The organism is Lacibacterium aquatile, assembly GCF_042683105.1.
Taxonomy (GTDB): Bacteria; Pseudomonadota; Alphaproteobacteria; order Elsterales; family Elsteraceae; genus Lacibacterium; species Lacibacterium aquatile.
Map to the genome: position 1 here is coordinate 1 of NZ_JBHUIP010000009.1, position 16,606 is coordinate 16,606.

16 protein-coding genes are annotated in these 16,606 nt (G+C 61.2%); 2 read left to right on the forward strand and 14 right to left on the reverse strand.

Annotation, left to right across the window (positions count from 1 at the left end; translation table 11 throughout):
* Nucleotides 1-125: 125 nt before the first annotated feature.
* The 12 genes from groES to ccsA form a co-directional block, all read right to left on the reverse strand.
* Nucleotides 126-413: a co-chaperone GroES gene (gene groES, locus ACFSM5_RS09010; RefSeq protein ID WP_379875998.1), complete on the reverse strand. Its 288-nt coding sequence runs from the start codon at nucleotides 411-413 to the stop codon at nucleotides 126-128.
* 148 nt (nucleotides 414-561) lie between these two features.
* The gene (gene hflX, locus ACFSM5_RS09015) at nucleotides 562-1,881 is read right to left on the reverse strand and encodes a GTPase HflX (protein ID WP_465261237.1); all 1,320 of its coding nucleotides are present in this window, start codon (nucleotides 1,879-1,881) and stop codon (nucleotides 562-564) included.
* Nucleotides 1,882-1,917: 36 nt separating this feature from the next.
* Complete coding sequence (locus ACFSM5_RS09020; RefSeq protein ID WP_379875999.1) at nucleotides 1,918-3,048, reverse strand: OpgC family protein; 1,131 nt, start codon at nucleotides 3,046-3,048, stop codon at nucleotides 1,918-1,920.
* Nucleotides 3,049-3,059: 11 nt separating this feature from the next.
* Nucleotides 3,060-3,752 (reverse strand): SGNH/GDSL hydrolase family protein, encoded by a 693-nt coding sequence (locus ACFSM5_RS09025; protein ID WP_379876000.1) that lies wholly within the window; start codon nucleotides 3,750-3,752, stop codon nucleotides 3,060-3,062.
* Nucleotides 3,753-3,834: 82 nt separating this feature from the next.
* Nucleotides 3,835-4,077 (reverse strand): RNA chaperone Hfq, encoded by a 243-nt coding sequence (gene hfq, locus ACFSM5_RS09030; protein ID WP_379876001.1) that lies wholly within the window; start codon nucleotides 4,075-4,077, stop codon nucleotides 3,835-3,837.
* A gap of 179 nt (nucleotides 4,078-4,256) precedes the next feature.
* Nucleotides 4,257-5,105 (reverse strand): D-amino-acid transaminase, encoded by an 849-nt coding sequence (locus tag ACFSM5_RS09035; protein ID WP_379876002.1) that lies wholly within the window; start codon nucleotides 5,103-5,105, stop codon nucleotides 4,257-4,259.
* An 87-nt stretch (nucleotides 5,106-5,192) separates the two neighbouring features.
* Nucleotides 5,193-6,587, reverse strand: a complete 1,395-nt coding sequence (ntrX, locus tag ACFSM5_RS09040) for a nitrogen assimilation response regulator NtrX (RefSeq protein WP_379876003.1) — start codon at nucleotides 6,585-6,587, stop codon at nucleotides 5,193-5,195.
* Nucleotides 6,577-8,826: a sensor histidine kinase NtrY-like gene (locus ACFSM5_RS09045; protein ID WP_379876004.1), complete on the reverse strand. Its 2,250-nt coding sequence runs from the start codon at nucleotides 8,824-8,826 to the stop codon at nucleotides 6,577-6,579. Before ACFSM5_RS09045 ends, ntrX begins: the two co-directional genes overlap by 11 nt.
* A gap of 40 nt (nucleotides 8,827-8,866) precedes the next feature.
* Nucleotides 8,867-10,315, reverse strand: a complete 1,449-nt coding sequence (ntrC, locus tag ACFSM5_RS09050; protein ID WP_379876005.1) for a nitrogen regulation protein NR(I) — start codon at nucleotides 10,313-10,315, stop codon at nucleotides 8,867-8,869.
* A 35-nt stretch (nucleotides 10,316-10,350) separates the two neighbouring features.
* Nucleotides 10,351-11,466: a two-component system sensor histidine kinase NtrB gene (locus tag ACFSM5_RS09055; protein ID WP_379876006.1), complete on the reverse strand. Its 1,116-nt coding sequence runs from the start codon at nucleotides 11,464-11,466 to the stop codon at nucleotides 10,351-10,353.
* Nucleotides 11,463-12,452: a tRNA dihydrouridine synthase DusB gene (gene dusB, locus ACFSM5_RS09060; RefSeq protein WP_379876007.1), complete on the reverse strand. Its 990-nt coding sequence runs from the start codon at nucleotides 12,450-12,452 to the stop codon at nucleotides 11,463-11,465. Before dusB ends, ACFSM5_RS09055 begins: the two co-directional genes overlap by 4 nt.
* Nucleotides 12,453-12,536: 84 nt before the next feature.
* Nucleotides 12,537-13,316, reverse strand: a complete 780-nt coding sequence (gene ccsA / locus ACFSM5_RS09065) for a cytochrome c biogenesis protein CcsA (protein ID WP_379876008.1) — start codon at nucleotides 13,314-13,316, stop codon at nucleotides 12,537-12,539.
* A gap of 79 nt (nucleotides 13,317-13,395) precedes the next feature.
* Between ccsA and ACFSM5_RS09070 the strand changes: the two genes are divergently transcribed.
* The gene (locus tag ACFSM5_RS09070; RefSeq protein ID WP_379876009.1) at nucleotides 13,396-14,370 is read left to right on the forward strand and encodes a methyltransferase; all 975 of its coding nucleotides are present in this window, start codon (nucleotides 13,396-13,398) and stop codon (nucleotides 14,368-14,370) included.
* A 202-nt stretch (nucleotides 14,371-14,572) separates the two neighbouring features.
* Complete coding sequence (locus ACFSM5_RS09075; protein WP_379876010.1) at nucleotides 14,573-15,118, forward strand: cysteine hydrolase family protein; 546 nt, start codon at nucleotides 14,573-14,575, stop codon at nucleotides 15,116-15,118.
* A 45-nt stretch (nucleotides 15,119-15,163) separates the two neighbouring features.
* Here ACFSM5_RS09075 and smpB read toward each other — a convergent pair whose 3' ends face one another.
* Together smpB and dapA are read right to left on the reverse strand one after the other, a co-directional pair.
* Nucleotides 15,164-15,631, reverse strand: a complete 468-nt coding sequence (gene smpB, locus ACFSM5_RS09080) for an SsrA-binding protein SmpB (RefSeq protein ID WP_379876011.1) — start codon at nucleotides 15,629-15,631, stop codon at nucleotides 15,164-15,166.
* Nucleotides 15,631-16,521, reverse strand: a complete 891-nt coding sequence (dapA, locus tag ACFSM5_RS09085; protein WP_379876012.1) for a 4-hydroxy-tetrahydrodipicolinate synthase — start codon at nucleotides 16,519-16,521, stop codon at nucleotides 15,631-15,633. The genes smpB and dapA overlap by 1 nt, the downstream gene beginning before the upstream one ends.
* Nucleotides 16,522-16,606: the final 85 nt, after the last annotated feature.

Below are 16,606 nucleotides of genomic sequence, written 5' to 3' on the forward strand. Positions count from 1 at the left end.
AGAATATCCACACCGCGCAGCATGCGGTCGCGCGCATCCGACGAAAACTTAACTTCTTTGGCAGCCATAGCTGTAAATCCTTTGTTTTGTTGGTCTATCGCGCTTTGCGCTACTTGAGACCAGACCTATTCGGCGATACCCATGATGTCCTGCTCTTTCATGATGAGCAGGGTTTCGCCGTCGATCTTCACTTCGGTGCCGGACCACTTGCCGTAGAGCACAGTGTCGCCAACCTTGACGTCCAGCGGGTTGAGCTTACCGCTCTCGTCGCGGGCGCCGGGGCCAACTGCGACGACCTTGCCCTGCTGGGGCTTTTCCTTGGCGGTGTCGGGGATGATGATCCCGCCCTTGGTCTTTTCTTCGGCTTCGATTGCCTTGACCACGACGCGGTCGTGCAGCGGACGGAACTTCATGGGAAGTCGCTCCTGAATTTGTTGTTTGGCCTACCGCGCTTTGCGCTACTTGAGGCCGTTGATCTGTCAGCGCCTGTTAGCACTCGACATCGACGAGTGCCAGAGGAATAGGGAGAGGCGACCTATCCGTCAACCCCTCCCCTGTATGTCAGGCGCTGAAAATCTGCTCGTAACGGGCGCGGTTCACCGGGTCGAGGCCGACCTTCAAGGTGATATCCTCGTCGCTATCCTCGCGCTCCAGCACTTCGCCATGCTGATAGAGCCACGCGAGGCGCTTGCCGTCGGCCGGGCTGACATGGAGTGCCAGGACGTCCCGCTGCTTGCGCAGCTTTTCGTCCAGGGCGGACAGGATGCCGTCCACGCCTTCGCCGGTCACCGCCGAGGCCGGGAGGACTCGATCCGGCATCTCCGCCATCGTGCGGGCACAGTCGGCCCGCCCCTCCTCGTCCATCAGGTCGATCTTGTTCCAGACCTCGGTCAGGCCACGGTCCACGATCTCGCTGAGGCCCAGTTCGGTCAGCACCAGTTCGACGTCGGCCTTCTGAGCCTCCGTATCGGGGTGCGAGCGGTCGCGGACATGCAGGATGACGTCAGCCTCCAGCACCTCTTCCAGGGTCGCGCGGAAAGCGGCCACCAGTTGGGTCGGCAGGTCGGAGATGAAGCCGACAGTGTCGGACAGAATGATCTGCTTGCCGGTCGGCAGCACAACCCCGCGCATAGTGGGATCGAGGGTCGCGAACAGCAGATCCTCGGCAAAGACCTTGGACTGGGTCAGGCGATTGAACAGCGTCGACTTGCCCGCGTTGGTATAGCCGACCAGAGCCACCACCGGATAAGGCACACGCTTGCGGGCGCCACGATGCAGCTCGCGCGTCCGCTTCACTTCCACCAGCTCGCGCTTGAGCTTGGTGATGCGGTCGCCGATCAGGCGACGGTCCATTTCGATCTGGCTTTCACCAGGGCCGCCCAGGAAGCCGAAGCCGCCGCGCTGGCGCTCCAGATGGGTCCAGGACCGCACGAGGCGCGAGCGCTGATAGGTGAGCGAGGCCAGTTCGACCTGCAGGCGCCCTTCATGGGTTCGCGCGCGGGCGCCGAAGATTTCCAGGATCAGGCCAGTGCGGTCGATGACCTTGGCATTCCAGGCCTTTTCCAGATTGCGCTGCTGAACGGGCGAGAGATGGCCGTCGACGATGACGACATTGATCTCCTGCTCTTCCACCAGTTCGGCCAGCCGATCCACATGACCCTGGCCGAACAGCGTCGCCGGGCGGCGCTTCTTCACCAGCACCACCTCGGCGGCCTTGATATCCAGCTCGATTGCCAGCGCGAGGCCGACGGCCTCTGCCAAGCGCCCCTCGGGCGAGCGCATATTGGTGCTCACGCCGGTCTGGAACTGGGGATGTACGACCAGGGCGGCGCCGACCGCTTCGCGTGGCGCCTCGTTTCCCTGGTAAGTCAGACTGTCCAAAGACAAGTAGTATCGCTCCTGATTACACCGGCAAACCTAGACGGGTTTTGGGGCCGGTAACTCGCGTTTGCGGCGGCTGATATTCTTTTTCCACCATTCGCACCAGGCCGCCAGTCCCAACATGGCGGCAAAGCCCAAAAGATTGGCGGCGACCTGCATGGCCCAGCCCGTACCATAGACCTCCATGGCCGCTGTTCCCAATATGGCGAGCAGGATGCCAAAACAAAAGACGTTGAGCGAATGTTTGCCCATCAGGGCCAGGGGCTTGAAAGCCTCCAGCGCCGGATGATCCCGGCGCGGCATCAACACGCTCGCCACCAGCATCAGCGCCAAGAAATGCGCCAGCCGCAATGGCGCCTCATAGGATTTGAAGGTCAGCATCTGGATGATGTCCCAGAACCGCTGGGGCGCCAGATCGGCGAAGAAGCCGAATTTCGTATAGAGATTGAGCGGGAAACAGACCACCAGCAGCAGGACCGCCAGCCCGATGATCCAGGGCTTTTTCAGCTTCTCCACCAGTTCCTGATGCAGACCCGCAACCGCACCGACGATAAAGATCGCCTGCCAGGAGAAGGGGTTGAAATACCATTGGCCGCCCAGATGCAGCGGCAGATTGATCCGGAACACACCCGCCACCAGCCAGATCGCCAGCGACAGGGCAACGGCCACATACGGCCTGCTGCGGATAAGCGGCAGCATGACGATCAACCAGGTCATCAGTGCGATATAGAGCGGCAGGATGCCAAGGTGCGTCGGCTGGAACTGCAGCGTCAGGATCGCCGGCAGCATCTCCTCGGTCACCTGGATCAGGCGATGGAGGTTCATCGCCTCGATGAAGACCGGCTTGCTCATATGTTTGGCCAGCACGGTCACCAGGGCCGCGAACAGGACAAACAGCACCAGATGGGAGAAATAGAGCGTGCGGATACGGCGGACGATCTGCCCGATGCCGATCACCGCCCCTTCCTTGCGCCAGATATTTGCGTACACCCGCGCGGCAGCGAAGCCCGAGATAAACACGAACAACTCGGCCGCGTCCGAGAAGCCAAAGTTCTGCAGCGTGACATTTGCCAGCCAATTTCCCGTGACATGATCGACAAAGATCATGGCAAGGGCCAACCCTCTTGCGATATCGAGACGATGATCGCGACCGGCAAAAGCCGTCATATGCCTCCCCTTCAGCGTTGGAGCGCTAAAGCTTGTAGGCTAACGATCGATTTCGACAAAAGCAGGGCGAGGCAACCATATCCCTCATCGGTCATATGAAGACCATCAGGACCGGCCACATTCATGAAGCCGACATCCTTCCAATGGCGCGTCAGGCGCCAGCGCTGGATGATCCCGGTCTTGGTGTCGGCCGCAAGGCGCAGGATCTCGCGCTCATAGAGTTCGCTGACCGGGCTGTTGTCGAGCGCCGGGGCATATTGCAGATCCATCAGCAGCAGATCGGCGCCGCTTTTCTTCACCGCCTCGATGCCATTGTTGGCAATCAGGGCAAATTGTTCGATGGGAATGCCACGCAGGGCATCATTGCTGCCAAGCTGCCAGATCACGAGGTCTGGCTTGACCTGATCGAGCGCGACCAGCAACCGCTTCAGGGTCTGTTCGGCAACTTCGCCGCCGATGCCCGCGTTGACGACCTTGACGTCTACGGTCGGGGTCGAGGCTTCCCATTCAGCTTCCAGACGCGCCGGATAGCTGCGGGCGGGCGACGATGCCCCCACCCCTTCGGTCGAGGACGAGCCAATCGCCAGGACGGTCACCTGCCCCTTGGTCATTGCGGCCATCGTCTGCGGCAGCGTGCCGGTCGGGCGCCAGTCCGTCGGCTCGGCACAGACGCGTGTCGCGGCCTGCGCTACCGGCGCGGCCAAGACCAAGCTCAGCGCACATAAAAGAGGGCTAAGCGCCGGGAGGCGCTCAGCCCTTCTCGAAAGCCAATCCCGCAGGATCCGGCTATTCGTCCTTGCCACCGTCAAAAAGCTGAATCGGAGCGGCTGGCATGATTGTGGAGATTGCGTGTTTGTAGACGAGCTGTGAATGTGCATCGCGCCTTAGCAAAACCGAGAAGTTGTCGAACCAAGTAACAATTCCCTGCAGTTTGACGCCATTCACAAGGAATACCGTCACGGGTATCTTGTTCTTACGAATGTTGTTCAAGAACACATCTTGAACGTTTTGGGACTTCTCGGTGCTCATTGGCATTGTCCTTCTTGTTGATTGGCGACCGGATCTTTAGTCCGTTACCGCTGCGGCGGCCTCCCCCATCCAGAAGAGATGTTGGAGGCACACACACGATGAAACACTAAATCGTCTGCAAACTCTCTGCCAGTGTGGGTAATACCAGGGTCAAGTCGCGAGTCATTCTCAACTAGCTTCTAGCTGGCCAGGTAAGTTTCGTAAAGCTCTCTCAAGCGCTTGGCAAGCGGACCCGGTATGCCTTCACCGACGGGCTGGCCGTCGATCTTGGTGATAGGCAACACAAGTGCCGATGCCGACGACATGAAAGCTTCCTTGGCTTCCTTGGCCTCCTCCAACGTGAAGGGCCGTTCTTCCAAGCGTATCTGGGCTTCCTGCGCCAATTTCAAGACCTGACCGCGCGTAATGCCGGGCAAAATCGACGTCGACCGGGGCCTTGTCACAAGCACGCCGTCCTTAGTCAGGATCCAGGCATTCGTGGAGGAGCCTTCGGTGACGGTGCCATCGGTTTCGACCAGCCAGGCCTCATAGGCCCCGGCTTCGCGCGCCGCCTGCTTTGCCAAAATATTAGGCAGCAAGCTGATCGATTTAATATCACGGCGCCCCCAGCGGATATCCGGCTGGCTGATGACCGCAACCCCCTCGGCCAGCGCCTTGGGCGACGGCTTGGGCAAGGTGCGACAGGTCAAGACGATGGACGGCACCGCATCCTTGGGAAACGGATGATCCCGGCGGGCAACGCCGCGCGTCACCTGGATATAGACCAGGGCATTGGTCGCCTTGTTCTTGCGGACCAGTTCGCGCATCACATGCTGGAGCGCGCGGCGATGCATCGGCATCGCAATGCGCAGTTCCTTGAGCGAGCGTTCCAGACGGTCGAGATGCCCTTCCTCGTTCGAAAGGCGCCCGTTGCGTAAGGCAACGACCTCATAGATGCCGTCGGAAAATTGATACCCGCGATCCTCGATATGCACCGAAGCTTCGCTGAGCGGACCATAGTGACCGTTGACATAGGCGATACGCGACATGTGACCCTCAGTTTTCTTATGCCGCCTCAAGCATAACCCGCGGACATGGCCCCGGCTTATGCGTTCTTTCGATAGCGCCCTGCAGAGTTAAGGCTTTAAGCCCGGTCTTTCGGTCCCATTGACCCCAAGTGATTTCAATTTTCGATGAAGGGCCGAACGCTCCATGCCAACGAAGCTGGCTGTGCGCGAGATATTCCCGGCGAACCGATTGACCTGGGCCAGCAGATATTCCCGCTCGAACACTTCGCGCGCTTCGCGCAGGGGCAGCGACATGATCTCGCCGCCCTTGTCCCACTTCAGAACCGCCGGAGTGATGGCCCCGATTTCGGGCGGCAGCATATCGGCCTTGATGGCCGACCGCGCATCGCCCGGCGCCATGATCAGCAGGCGTTCGACCGTGTTGCGCAGTTCGCGCACGTTGCCCGGCCAATCATAGGCCTGAAGGGCTGCCATGGCATCATCGCCGATCTCACGCGGCGGAATACCCGCAGCTTCGGCGGCCCGGCGCACGAAGAAACGCACCAGATCGGGGATATCCTCGCGCCGCTCCCGCAGGGTCGGCACCCGCAGCGGCACCACGTTCAGGCGATAATAAAGGTCTTCGCGGAAACGGCCCGCAACCATCTCGCCCTGGAGATCGCGGTTGGTCGAGGCCATGACGCGCACGTCAACCTCGACCCGCATACGGTTCCCGACCCGCTCGAACACCTGCTCCTGCAGGACGCGCACGATCTTGCCCTGGGTCGCCATTGGCATGTCGGCAACCTCGTCCAGCAGCAAGGTACCGCTGTGCGCCTGTTCGAACAGGCCAACTTTCCGGCGTCCCTCATCATCGCTATCGGCGCCGAACAGTTCGATTTCGAACTTATCAGGATCCATCGTGGCGCAATTCACTACCACAAAGGGGGCATCGGCACGGCGGGAGCGGGCATGGATAAGACGTGCAACCACTTCCTTGCCGCTGCCAGGGCCGCCGGTGATCAGAACGCGGCTGCCGGTGGGTGCCACTTTCTCAATCGACGAGCGGATCGTGGTGACGACTGAGGAAGACCCCGTCAGCTCCCAGGCCTGTCCGCCACGAAGCCGCAGTTCGGCATTCTCGCGCTTCAGCCGAGCGCTTTCGATGGCGCGTGTGATCAGAACCAGCAGATGGTCGGACTTGAAAGGCTTCTCGATGAAATCGTAGGCGCCGCGCTTGATCGCTTCGACGGCGGTTTCAATCGTGCCGTGCCCCGACATCATCAGGACGGGCATATTGGGACAATCAGCCCGGACTTTTTCCAGGATCTGCAACCCGTCGAGCCTGCTGCCCTGCAACCAGATATCGAGCAGGACGAGACTTGGCTGCCGCGCCTGAACCGCCGCTAGGGCTGCATCGCTGTCTCCCGCCAAACGGACGCTGTAACCCTCGTCCTTCAGGATATCAGCGAGAAGCGTTCGAATGTCGGCTTCGTCATCGACGATTAGAATGTCATACGCCATGTGTGCCTTCCGCGTTATGCGGCAAACCATCCTGCTCTAGTAGGGCAGGATTGTGGCGCGGAAGCAACAGGTTCACAACAGCTCCACCCTCAATTCCATCTTCGAGGGTCAAACGACCGGCATGGTCTTCGACGATCTTCTTGACGATGGCGAGACCAAGGCCAGTGCCTTTGGCGCGGGTGGTGACATAGGGTTCGGTCAGGCGTTCGCGCCCCTCGGTCGGCAAGCCTTTGCCATTATCTCTGACCGAGATTTTTGTTTGTGTTTCCAAGGGTTCGATGGTCACGACAACATGGCCCGGCGCAAGATCGTCGCCCTCACGACCATCGATTGCGTCAAAGGCATTCTGGACGAGATTGATCAGAACCTGACGGATCTGACGGCCGTCGCAGACTATCTTATAGGGTGCATCGGCCCCCATCAGATCGACTGTGACATCCGATCGACCGTGGCGTTGCAAAACAACCACTTCCCGGGCGATCTGACAGATATCCTCGTCCTTCATGACCGGCTGCGGCATGCGGGCAAAGGAGGAAAATTCATCGACCATGCGCCCGATATCGCCCACCTGGCGAACGATTGTGTCGGTGCACATGACAAACGTCTCAGGATCGCTGGTTATCTCTTTGAGATATTTGCGCTTTAGCCGTTCAGCAGATAATTGAATCGGGGTCAGCGGATTTTTGATTTCATGGGCGATGCGTCGGGCAACATCGGCCCAGGCCGCCGTCCTTTGCGCCGTCAGCAGTTCGGTCACATCGTCAAACGTGATGACGACCCCGTCGCTGGGCGACCCGTCACCTGTCGCATCTTCCGCCGTCACCCGCACAACAAGCGTGCGCTGACCGCCGGGTGTCGTCAGTTGCACCTGCCCTTCGACAAACCGGTCGGGCTGATCCAGCACCTTGTCGACGAGAGACGCCATCTCGGGGACGAGATCCCGCAGAGGCGCGCCGGTATAATCCGTCATCGGCATGCCGAGGAGTTCAACGGCAGTTGGGTTCGCCATACTGATCGAGCCATTGGCATCCAGACCAATGACGCCGGCGGTCACCCCCGCCACCACGGTTTCGATGAAGCGCCGCCGTTCGTCCAACTCGGCATTGGCTTGCAGGACTTGTCGCCGCTGATTTTCCAGCTGCGTCGTCATACGATTGAGCGCGCGTGACAACACCCCCAGTTCGTCGTCCAGCGGCAATTCAGGAACCCGCGCACCCAGATCGCCCGCCCGCACCCGCTCGGCCGCTTGCACCATCAGGGAGATGGGGCGCACCAGGGAGGTTGCGAAGGCCAACCCGGTCCAGGTCGCCGCCAGCAGCAACAGCAGCGCCAGAACGCCGTAAACCAGCGCGAACGTGAATTGCAGGCCCGAGCGCTGACCTTCAACAGCGTCATAGGCCTCGACCGCATCGCGGGTCTGATTGACCGAATTGACGACATTGGGATCGACCGGCCTGCCGACAAACAGAAAGCCGTTGATCGGGAATTCCAACGACACAACGGCGCGGACCCGGTCGGAATCGTCGGAGGTCAGGATCGCGACTTCGCCGCTTTTCGCCTTTTCCATCGCCCAGATAGGAATAGGCTCGAACTCCAGACTGAAGGTCAACCCGCCGCGCGCGATGATCTGGCCCTGGGGGCCGATAACCAGAACCTCGCCCAATCCGCGAACAGCCGCCTGCGTCGCGACAAGTTGCCGGAAGAAATTCGGTTCGCTGAAGAGCCGGGGCCCTTCCCGATTGAGATCGGCAGCCATCGCCTGAATATCGCCGCGAATCGCTTGGACATGTTCATGAAGGTAGGCTTCGGCGACCGTGCGCGAATTCCGTAAAGCCGTAGAAACACGATCCGAGAACCATCCCTCGATGGTCAGATTGAGGAACAGGATCGAAAAGATCGCGACCAGAATGGCCGGCGTGATCGCAACGGCGCCAAAAAGCGTGACGAGGCGGCGATGAAGGCGTGCTCCGGCCAGCCCGCGGCGCTGTTCCGCCCAAACCTCCACCAGGCGGCGCACCACCAGGAAGAACAGCGCTAGCAGCAGCAGAACGTCGACGATCAGCAGCCCCACCAATCCCCGGCGGCTGATATCGAACGGCGAATCCGTGGCTACGGACGCATAAGTCGCGATGGCGGAGGTAACCGCCATCGCGATCAGACCGATGGTCAGAAAGCGGTTGAACCGGAACCGGCTTGCAAGGCGCGTGAAGCGGATGAGAAGGCGGCTACGGGGGCTCAAGGTCGCAATCGGTCGTTAGGGGCGGCGGATAAAACCGCCGTCACCTTATGCCGCGCACCACCTGAATGTCCAACTCCCGGATCTTCTTGCGCAGGGTATTGCGATTTAGTCCCAGGACTTCCGCCGCCTTGATCTGATTTCCGCGCGTGGCGGTCAGCGTCAGGGTGATCAGCGGACGCTCCACCTCGCGCAGGATCCGGTCATAAAGGCCGGAAGCCGGAAGCTGATCCTGATGGGCGGTGAAATAGTCTTTGAGGTGACGTTCAACCGCCGCCCCCAGCCCCTCGCCGTCCGGCGCCGCACTACCTGTCGGCTCCGGTGCGGTGTCGGCCAGTTCGGTCTCAATGACATCGCTGCCCAGGACCTCCTGGGAATAGAGAGCCGCCAGACGCCGCATGAGGTTTTCAAGCTCGCGCACGTTACCGGGCCAGCGATGGGCGCGCAGACGTTCGCTTGCCGCCTGATCCAGCACCTTGAGCGGCAGACCTTCGGAGGCTGCAAGCTTCAGGAAATGGCGGGCCAGCGCCGGAATATCCTCCGACCGTTCGCGCAATGGCGGAAGCCGGATCGGCACGACATTCAGGCGATAGAAAAGATCTTCGCGGAACAATCCCTGACGGATCAGGATGCGGAGGTCCCGGTGGGTAGCGGCAATGATGCGGACATCGGCCCGGATCGGGGTGCGACCGCCAACGGTGGTATATTCACCCTCCTGCAGGACACGCAGCAGACGCGTCTGCGCCTCGATCGGCATATCGCCGATTTCGTCCAGGAACAGCGTGCCGTTCTGCGCCTGCTCGAACCGTCCAGCCGAGCGGGTCAGCGCCCCGGTGAAGGCGCCCTTCTCGTGTCCGAACAGCTCGCTTTCAATCAGCTCACGCGGGATCGCCGCCATATTCACCGCGACGAAGGGGCCGCCGCGCCGCTTGCCATAGTCATGGAGCGCCCGGGCGACAAGTTCCTTACCCGTGCCGCTCTCGCCCGTGATCATGACGGTGAGATCGGTCCCCATGAGGCGGGCCAGGACGCGATAGATTTCCTGCATCGCGGGCGAGCGGCCGATCAGCGGCAGCTGCTCCTCGCCCTCCGGCGCATCGGTATTCGCCGGGATCGCCGGATTGCTTTTGGGAGTCGTCAGCGCGCGCTGCACGACCCGCACCAGTTCGTTGAGATCAAAAGGCTTGGGCAGATATTCGAAAGCACCGACCTCGGTCGCTTTCACCGCCGTCATCAGCGTGTTCTGCGCGCTCATGACGACGACCCGCAGGTCGGGCCGTACCCGCTTGATACGCGGGATGAGATCTAGCCCATTCTCGTCCGGCATTATGACGTCGGTGATCACCAGATCGCCCTCGCCCGCTTCAACCCAGTTCCAAAGGGTGGAGGCGGTCCCCGTCGTCCGCACTTCATGGCCAAGGCGCGTCAGGGCCTGGGTCAGAACTGTGCGGATCGCGCGATCGTCGTCCGCTACCAAAATGGTATTCGCCATACCGTCTCCGTCTCAACTCGGCGTTAATAACGCCGTTACTTGCTTGTGCCGGCGATGGGCAGATGCACCTTGAAGACGGTGCGTCTGGGTTGGCTGTCAAACTCGATGACGCCCCCGTGATCGCCGACGATCTTGGCTACCAATGCAAGTCCCAGGCCGGTTCCATTCGTCTTCGATGTGACGAAGGGATCGAACAGATGCGGACGCAAATCTTCGGGAATGCCGTCGCCGTTATCGATGATCGAAACCAGCAAGGGCAGATGCATTGCCTTGTCCGATCCAGGGACCGCCAGGCGGACCCCGTGGTGATAGGATGTTTCTATCGCGATCTCGCCGCCGTTCGCCGGAACAGCCTCAGCCGCGTTCTTCACGAGATTGAGGAAGATCTGCACCAACTGGTCCCGGTTGCCCCAGACCGGCGGCAGGGACGGATCATAGCGCTCGATAAACCGCACCCGGTTGGCAAAGCCGCTCTGCGCCAGGGTGCGGACATGTTCGAGAACCTGATGGATATTGACCTCATCCCGGCGCGGTGGGCGGCTATCGGAAAAGACCTCCATCCGGTCGATCAGCGCCTTGATCCGGTCCACCTCATCCACGATCAGGCGGGTCAGGATCCGGTCCCCGTCGCTGGCGGCAGACTGCTCCAGCAACTGCGCGGCGCCCCGGATGCCGGATAGCGGATTCTTGACTTCGTGAGCCAGCATTTCCGCCATTGCCGAGACAGAACGCGCGGCCCCCCGGCTGGTCAGCTGCTGGTCGATCTTGGAGGCAATGGAGCCTTCACGGACCGCCACCACGATATGCTCTGGCCGCTCTGCAATCGGCGCCACCTCAACCGTTGCATTGCGCGGCTGGATACGCGGTCCGTCGATCCGCACGCCATATTGCGCAAGACTGGCACCGTTGCGACGGCATTTGTCGATCAGGTCGAACAGGGGGCTGTCGGGAGGAACATGCTCCTCAAGTGCCTGTCCCAAAAGCTGCTGCGCGGAGATCTTGAAGAGATTCTCGCCCGCCAGATTTAGGTGCGTGACGGTATTGTCGCCATCCACCACAAAAACGGCGTGGGGCAAGGCATTGACGATGCCCAAAGCCTCAACCGTTACCGGAGCGCGGCGGCGTTCCATGCGCTGCAACAATTGACTCATGCCGCCTCCATTTCAGGGGTCTGCCCCAGGAAAAACCGGGCGAATTCCGCCTTCACCGCCTCTGGGTCCGCCAGCAGATTGATGACGGAAGAAAACGCCTGCGCCCCGGCCAGGTCCTTGGCGTACCAGGCTAGGTGTTTGCGGGCGATACGGACACCCTGCTCCACTCCATAGTGAATTAAGATCGCATCATAATGCTCTGACACGACTTCATATATCTGCTTCGGAGTAAAAGCGGGAAGCCGCTCGCCGGTGGCCAGATAATGGGCGGCTTGACCGACAAACCAGGGGCGGCCATAGCAGCCGCGCCCGATCATGACACCATCGGCACCGCTCTCGGCCAGAGCCCGGTCGATATCATCATAGGTCTGGATATCGCCATTGACGATCAAGGGCAGGCTGATCGCCTCGCGCACTGCCCGGACAGCGGCCCAATCGGCGGTTCCAGTATACATCTGAGTGCGGGTGCGGCCATGGATGGTGATCATCTTGATCCCCGCCTGCTCGGCCCGTTTTGCCAGCACCGGCGCATTGCGGTGATCGGCATCCCAGCCCAGGCGCATCTTCAGGGTAATAGGCCGGGAAACGGCGGAAACCATGGCTTCCATGATGGCGACGGCCTTGTCCTCGTCCTTCATCAAGGCAGATCCGGCCATGCCGCCGACGACCTTCTTCACGGGGCAGCCCATGTTGATGTCGATGATGGCGGCGCCCAGGTCTTCATTGACCTTGGCAGCCTCGCCCATCGTTACCGGGTCGCAGCCGGCCAGCTGAACGGCCGCAGGCTGCTCATCCGCCTCGGTCTGGGCCATCTTCAGCGTCGTGCGATGACCACGCACCAGGGCTTCGGAGGCGATCATCTCCGATACCACCAGTCCCGCACCGAATTTTTTCACCAGCCGACGGAACGGAAGGTCGCTGACACCCGACATCGGCGCCAGGATGGCAGGCCGGTCGAGATGAATATCGCCGATGGAAACGCCCATTTTTTAGGCATCCAAAATCAGATGGTGAAAGATTGGGCTATTTAAGCTTTTTGCACCTGCGAAAGCAAGGGTGCAATTCCTGACCTATCCGCGCCCCAGAACGATATCGCCGACGAATTTGGCGCCCGGAAAGGCAAGGGTCAGCAAAAGATAGACACCCAGCACCCAGCGCACCGCCTGCCGCCCGCGCAGGCCGCTATAGGCATGGGCACCGAGCAGCCCCGCCGTCGCCGCCAAGGCGACCAACGTCAGCATTGCCTTATGATCGATCCGCAGTATCGTCCCGTATTGGGTCCAGTTGAGCGCCATGCCCGCAGAGACAGCAATCGAGAGCGCAACAGCGGCCGCGATCAGAAAGCGGAAACTATGTCTTTCGCTCTCGTTCAACGGCGGCAGCCTGTCCAGCAGCCAGTTCACCCGCCGGGCTTTCAAGGCCCGCGCCTGCATATCGGCAGCAACCGCTGCGATTGCCGCTAAAGTGATCAGCGCATATCCGGCAAGGCCAGGAAGGATATGCAGCAGGGCCGTGCCGCTCCAGATTCCAGCCGCCTGCCGCTCGGAAAAGGGTACGGCCAGCAGACCAACGGCGCCACAATAGGCAACCAGCAGCGGCCCAAGCCTTTCAATGCCGCGATCCATCACGGTGGCGATCAGAAACAGGGCAAGCACCATGGCAAGGCTGCCCCAAACCGCACGGGCGAAGGAGCCGCCGAAATCCGGCAGCCCCGCCACGACAATGCAGGCGATGCCCGCAAAGACTAAGGACGCGCGGCGCCAGACGTCCGGCGCCCGCAGCCACTCCATCGCCATGGCGGGAAGCAGGGTCGCTGCCGCCATCACCGAAACCAGCATCGAGAAATTCATGATGCCCTTATAGCATGCCGCGCGGGCTTGCGAACCACTCTCACTTTCCAACCATCGGCACCTGCGGCAAGCTGCCGCGATGCGCACCATTCCTCAACTCGTCACCGACATCTATGGCTCGCTGGCTTTGCTGACCGCCATGCAGATCGACCTCTTCACCCCGCTGGGCGATGGGCCGCTGAATATCGACGATCTTGCGGCGAAACTCGATATCGCGCCGAACCGTCTGCAAAGGCTGGTCAATCTCCTGATTGCCGAAGGGCTGCTCATGGAGCAGGCGGACGGTCGGCTTGCAAACGGCGAAGAAGCCAATCGGACTTTGGTCAAGGGGCGCCCGCATTATCGCGGCGGCGCCCATGAAGCCTATACCGCCGCCTGGAGCGCCTGCCTGAAAACAGCCGAAAGCCTCAGCTCCGGTAGACCAGCCGCCCCTCTGGAGTTCGATGGTAGCGACCTGGAGCGGGCGAAAGCCGTTCTACGGGGTCTGGCACCCCAGGCTGTCAGCGGCGCGACGGAGATGCTGAAGCGCCTGGATCTTTCATCCCATCACCATCTGCTTGATATCGGTGGCGGATCAGGCGCGCTGTCCCTCTCTCTGCTGGCCGCCCTGCCCGGCTTGACCGCAACCGTCGTCGACATTCCGGCCATTATACCTGCCGCGCAGGAAATGCTGGCGGAGGAACCCCAGGCGGATCGCTGCCATATCCTGGCGGGCGATGCGCTGCAAGGGCCACTGCCGCCCCATGATCTGGCGGTGATGCGCAATTTCCTGCAGCTCTTCGGCCCCGACGATATCCGGCGGGCGCTAAAGACCTGCCGGGCGGCCATCGCGCCGGATGGGCGGTTGTGTGTCTTCGGATATGTCCTGGACGATGACCGGCGCGGCCCGCCCATGGCGCTCGGCGCGGATATGCTGTTCTTGAACTACTACGCAGAGGGCGCCGCCTACACCCGTGCCGACTATTCGAGCTGGCTGGACGAGGCCGGTTTTACCGTGGCCGCCATGCACAGCATCCCTGGCGGTCAGACCTTGATCGTAGCGGTCCCCCATTGACAGGTGTTTTTCCGTCGGACACTGTCGAAGCCATGAACGCTGCATTGCTCACGCTCGTAACCACTACCGCGACCGCCATTGGCGGGTCGCCGGTATGCTGCGCGCGCGGTTAGCACCCTAGCAGCTTCGGCCCCCCGCCCTTAACGGGATGGGGACCGCCAGAACTCTCCATCCTTCGGACCAGATCCAGATGGAGAGAGACATGTCCCGCCAAGCCAATAACAAACAATCCGCCCTGATCCTGGTGGATCTTCAGCGCGCGCTGTTCGAAGGTCCCGTGCCGCCCCACGAAGGCGCGCGGCTGATGGTCAATATCCATGACCTGATCGAAGGCGCCCGCCGGTCCAAGGCTCCGGTGATCTTTGTTCAGCATTGCTCCCCGGAAGGCACGGCCTGCGCCAAGGGGTCGAAGGGCTGGGAACTGATCGATGATTTTGCGCCCCAAGCGGGCGACATGCTGCTCCAGAAGACGCGCCCCAGCATCTTCCAGGGTACGGGCCTGCAGAAGCAGTTGGATCAGATGCAGATCGGCCGGGTGATTCTGGCGGGCATGAAGACGGAATATTGCATCGATACGTCCTGCCGCGCGGCTGCGGACCTTGGCTATAAGGTCGTGCTGGCGGGCGACGCCCATACGACGATGGACAGTCAGGCGCTATCGGCTGCCGCCATCATTGCTCACCACAATCTGACGCTGGCCGGCCCCTTTGCAGAGGTCGCGCCCAGCCATCAGATCGGGTTTGCTTGATGGCCTGAAGTAGGGCGAAGCCCGATAGGCCACGCAAATAAGCAGTTAACTATCGCGACGCAGGAGCCGGGCCTTGTCCCGGTTCCAATCGCGTTCCTTCTCGCTTTCGCGCTTGTCGTGTTTCTTCTTGCCCTTGGCCAGACCGAGTTCGACCTTCAGCAGACCGCGCTCGTTGAAATAGAGCGCGAGCGGCACGAGGGTAATGCCCTCGCGCTTGGCCTGCCCCAGCAGCTTGTGCCGTTCCTTTGCGTGTATCAGCAGCTTGCGGGGGCGCCGCTCCTCATGATTATCCCGCGCCGGTTTATAGGGCGGGATATGGGCATTGAAGAGATAGACGTCGCCCTGCATCGGCCCGGCGTGGGCTTCTGCAATCGAACAATGGCCAAGGCGGATCGACTTCACCTCGGACCCCACCAAGACGATACCCGCCTCGATGGTGTCCTCGATGAAATACTCGTGCCGTGCCTTACGATTGAGCGCGGCATATTTATCGGTAGAACGCGGAGGGGCCATCAGTTCATCAGTCCGGCCTGACGCAAGGCGCTTTCGACCTTGGCGCGGCCAGCTTCCGACAGCGGAGCGATCGGCAGACGGCATTCCGGCGACGACAGGCCCAGCAGCGAGGCGGCATATTTCACCGGCGCCGGGCTGGTTTCGCAGAACATTGCCTCATGCACCGGGAACAGGCGCTCGTTGATCGCCATCGCTGTCTTGATGTCGCCCGCAGCCCAGGCTTCATGCATATCGGCCAGCAAACGCGGGGCGATATTGGCGGTGACCGAGATGCAGCCGTCGCCGCCCTGGATCAGCGAGGCCAGCGCGGTGGCATCTTCACCCGACAGCTGGATGAAATCCTTGCCACAGGTCTGGGTCTGCTTCAGCGGACGGGCGAGATCGGCCGTCGCATCCTTGACACCGATGATGCGCGGCAGTTCGGCAAGGCGCCCCATGGTCTCGGCCGTCATGTCGATGACCGAACGGCCGGGGATGTTGTAGATGAAGATCGGCAGGGTGCAGCAGTCGTGCAGGGCCTTGTAATGCAGATAGAGCCCTTCCTGGTTGGGCTTATTATAATAGGGCGTCACCACCAGGGCAGCATCGGCACCGGCCTTCTCGGCGTGCAGCATGAAGTCGATGGCTTCGGCGGTCGAGTTCGAACCCGCGCCTGCGATAACAGCGGCGCGGCCCTTGGCCACTTCGACGCACAGCTCGACCACGCGCTTGTGCTCTTCATAGCTGACGGTGGGCGACTCGCCGGTGGTGCCGACCGGGATCAGGCCTTTCGTGCCGTTCGCGATCTGCCATTCCACAAGTTTCCGGAACGCGGCTTCATCCAGTTTGCCGTCTTTCATCGGGGTGATGAGGGCGGTCATGGAACCAGTGAAGCGAGTCGAACCAGACATAGCGTTTGAGTCCTTGGAGCTCAGGTGCGGGGAAATCGAATGAAACCCGATGTTTTCGGGGCATGGACACTAGCGCGCCAACGCC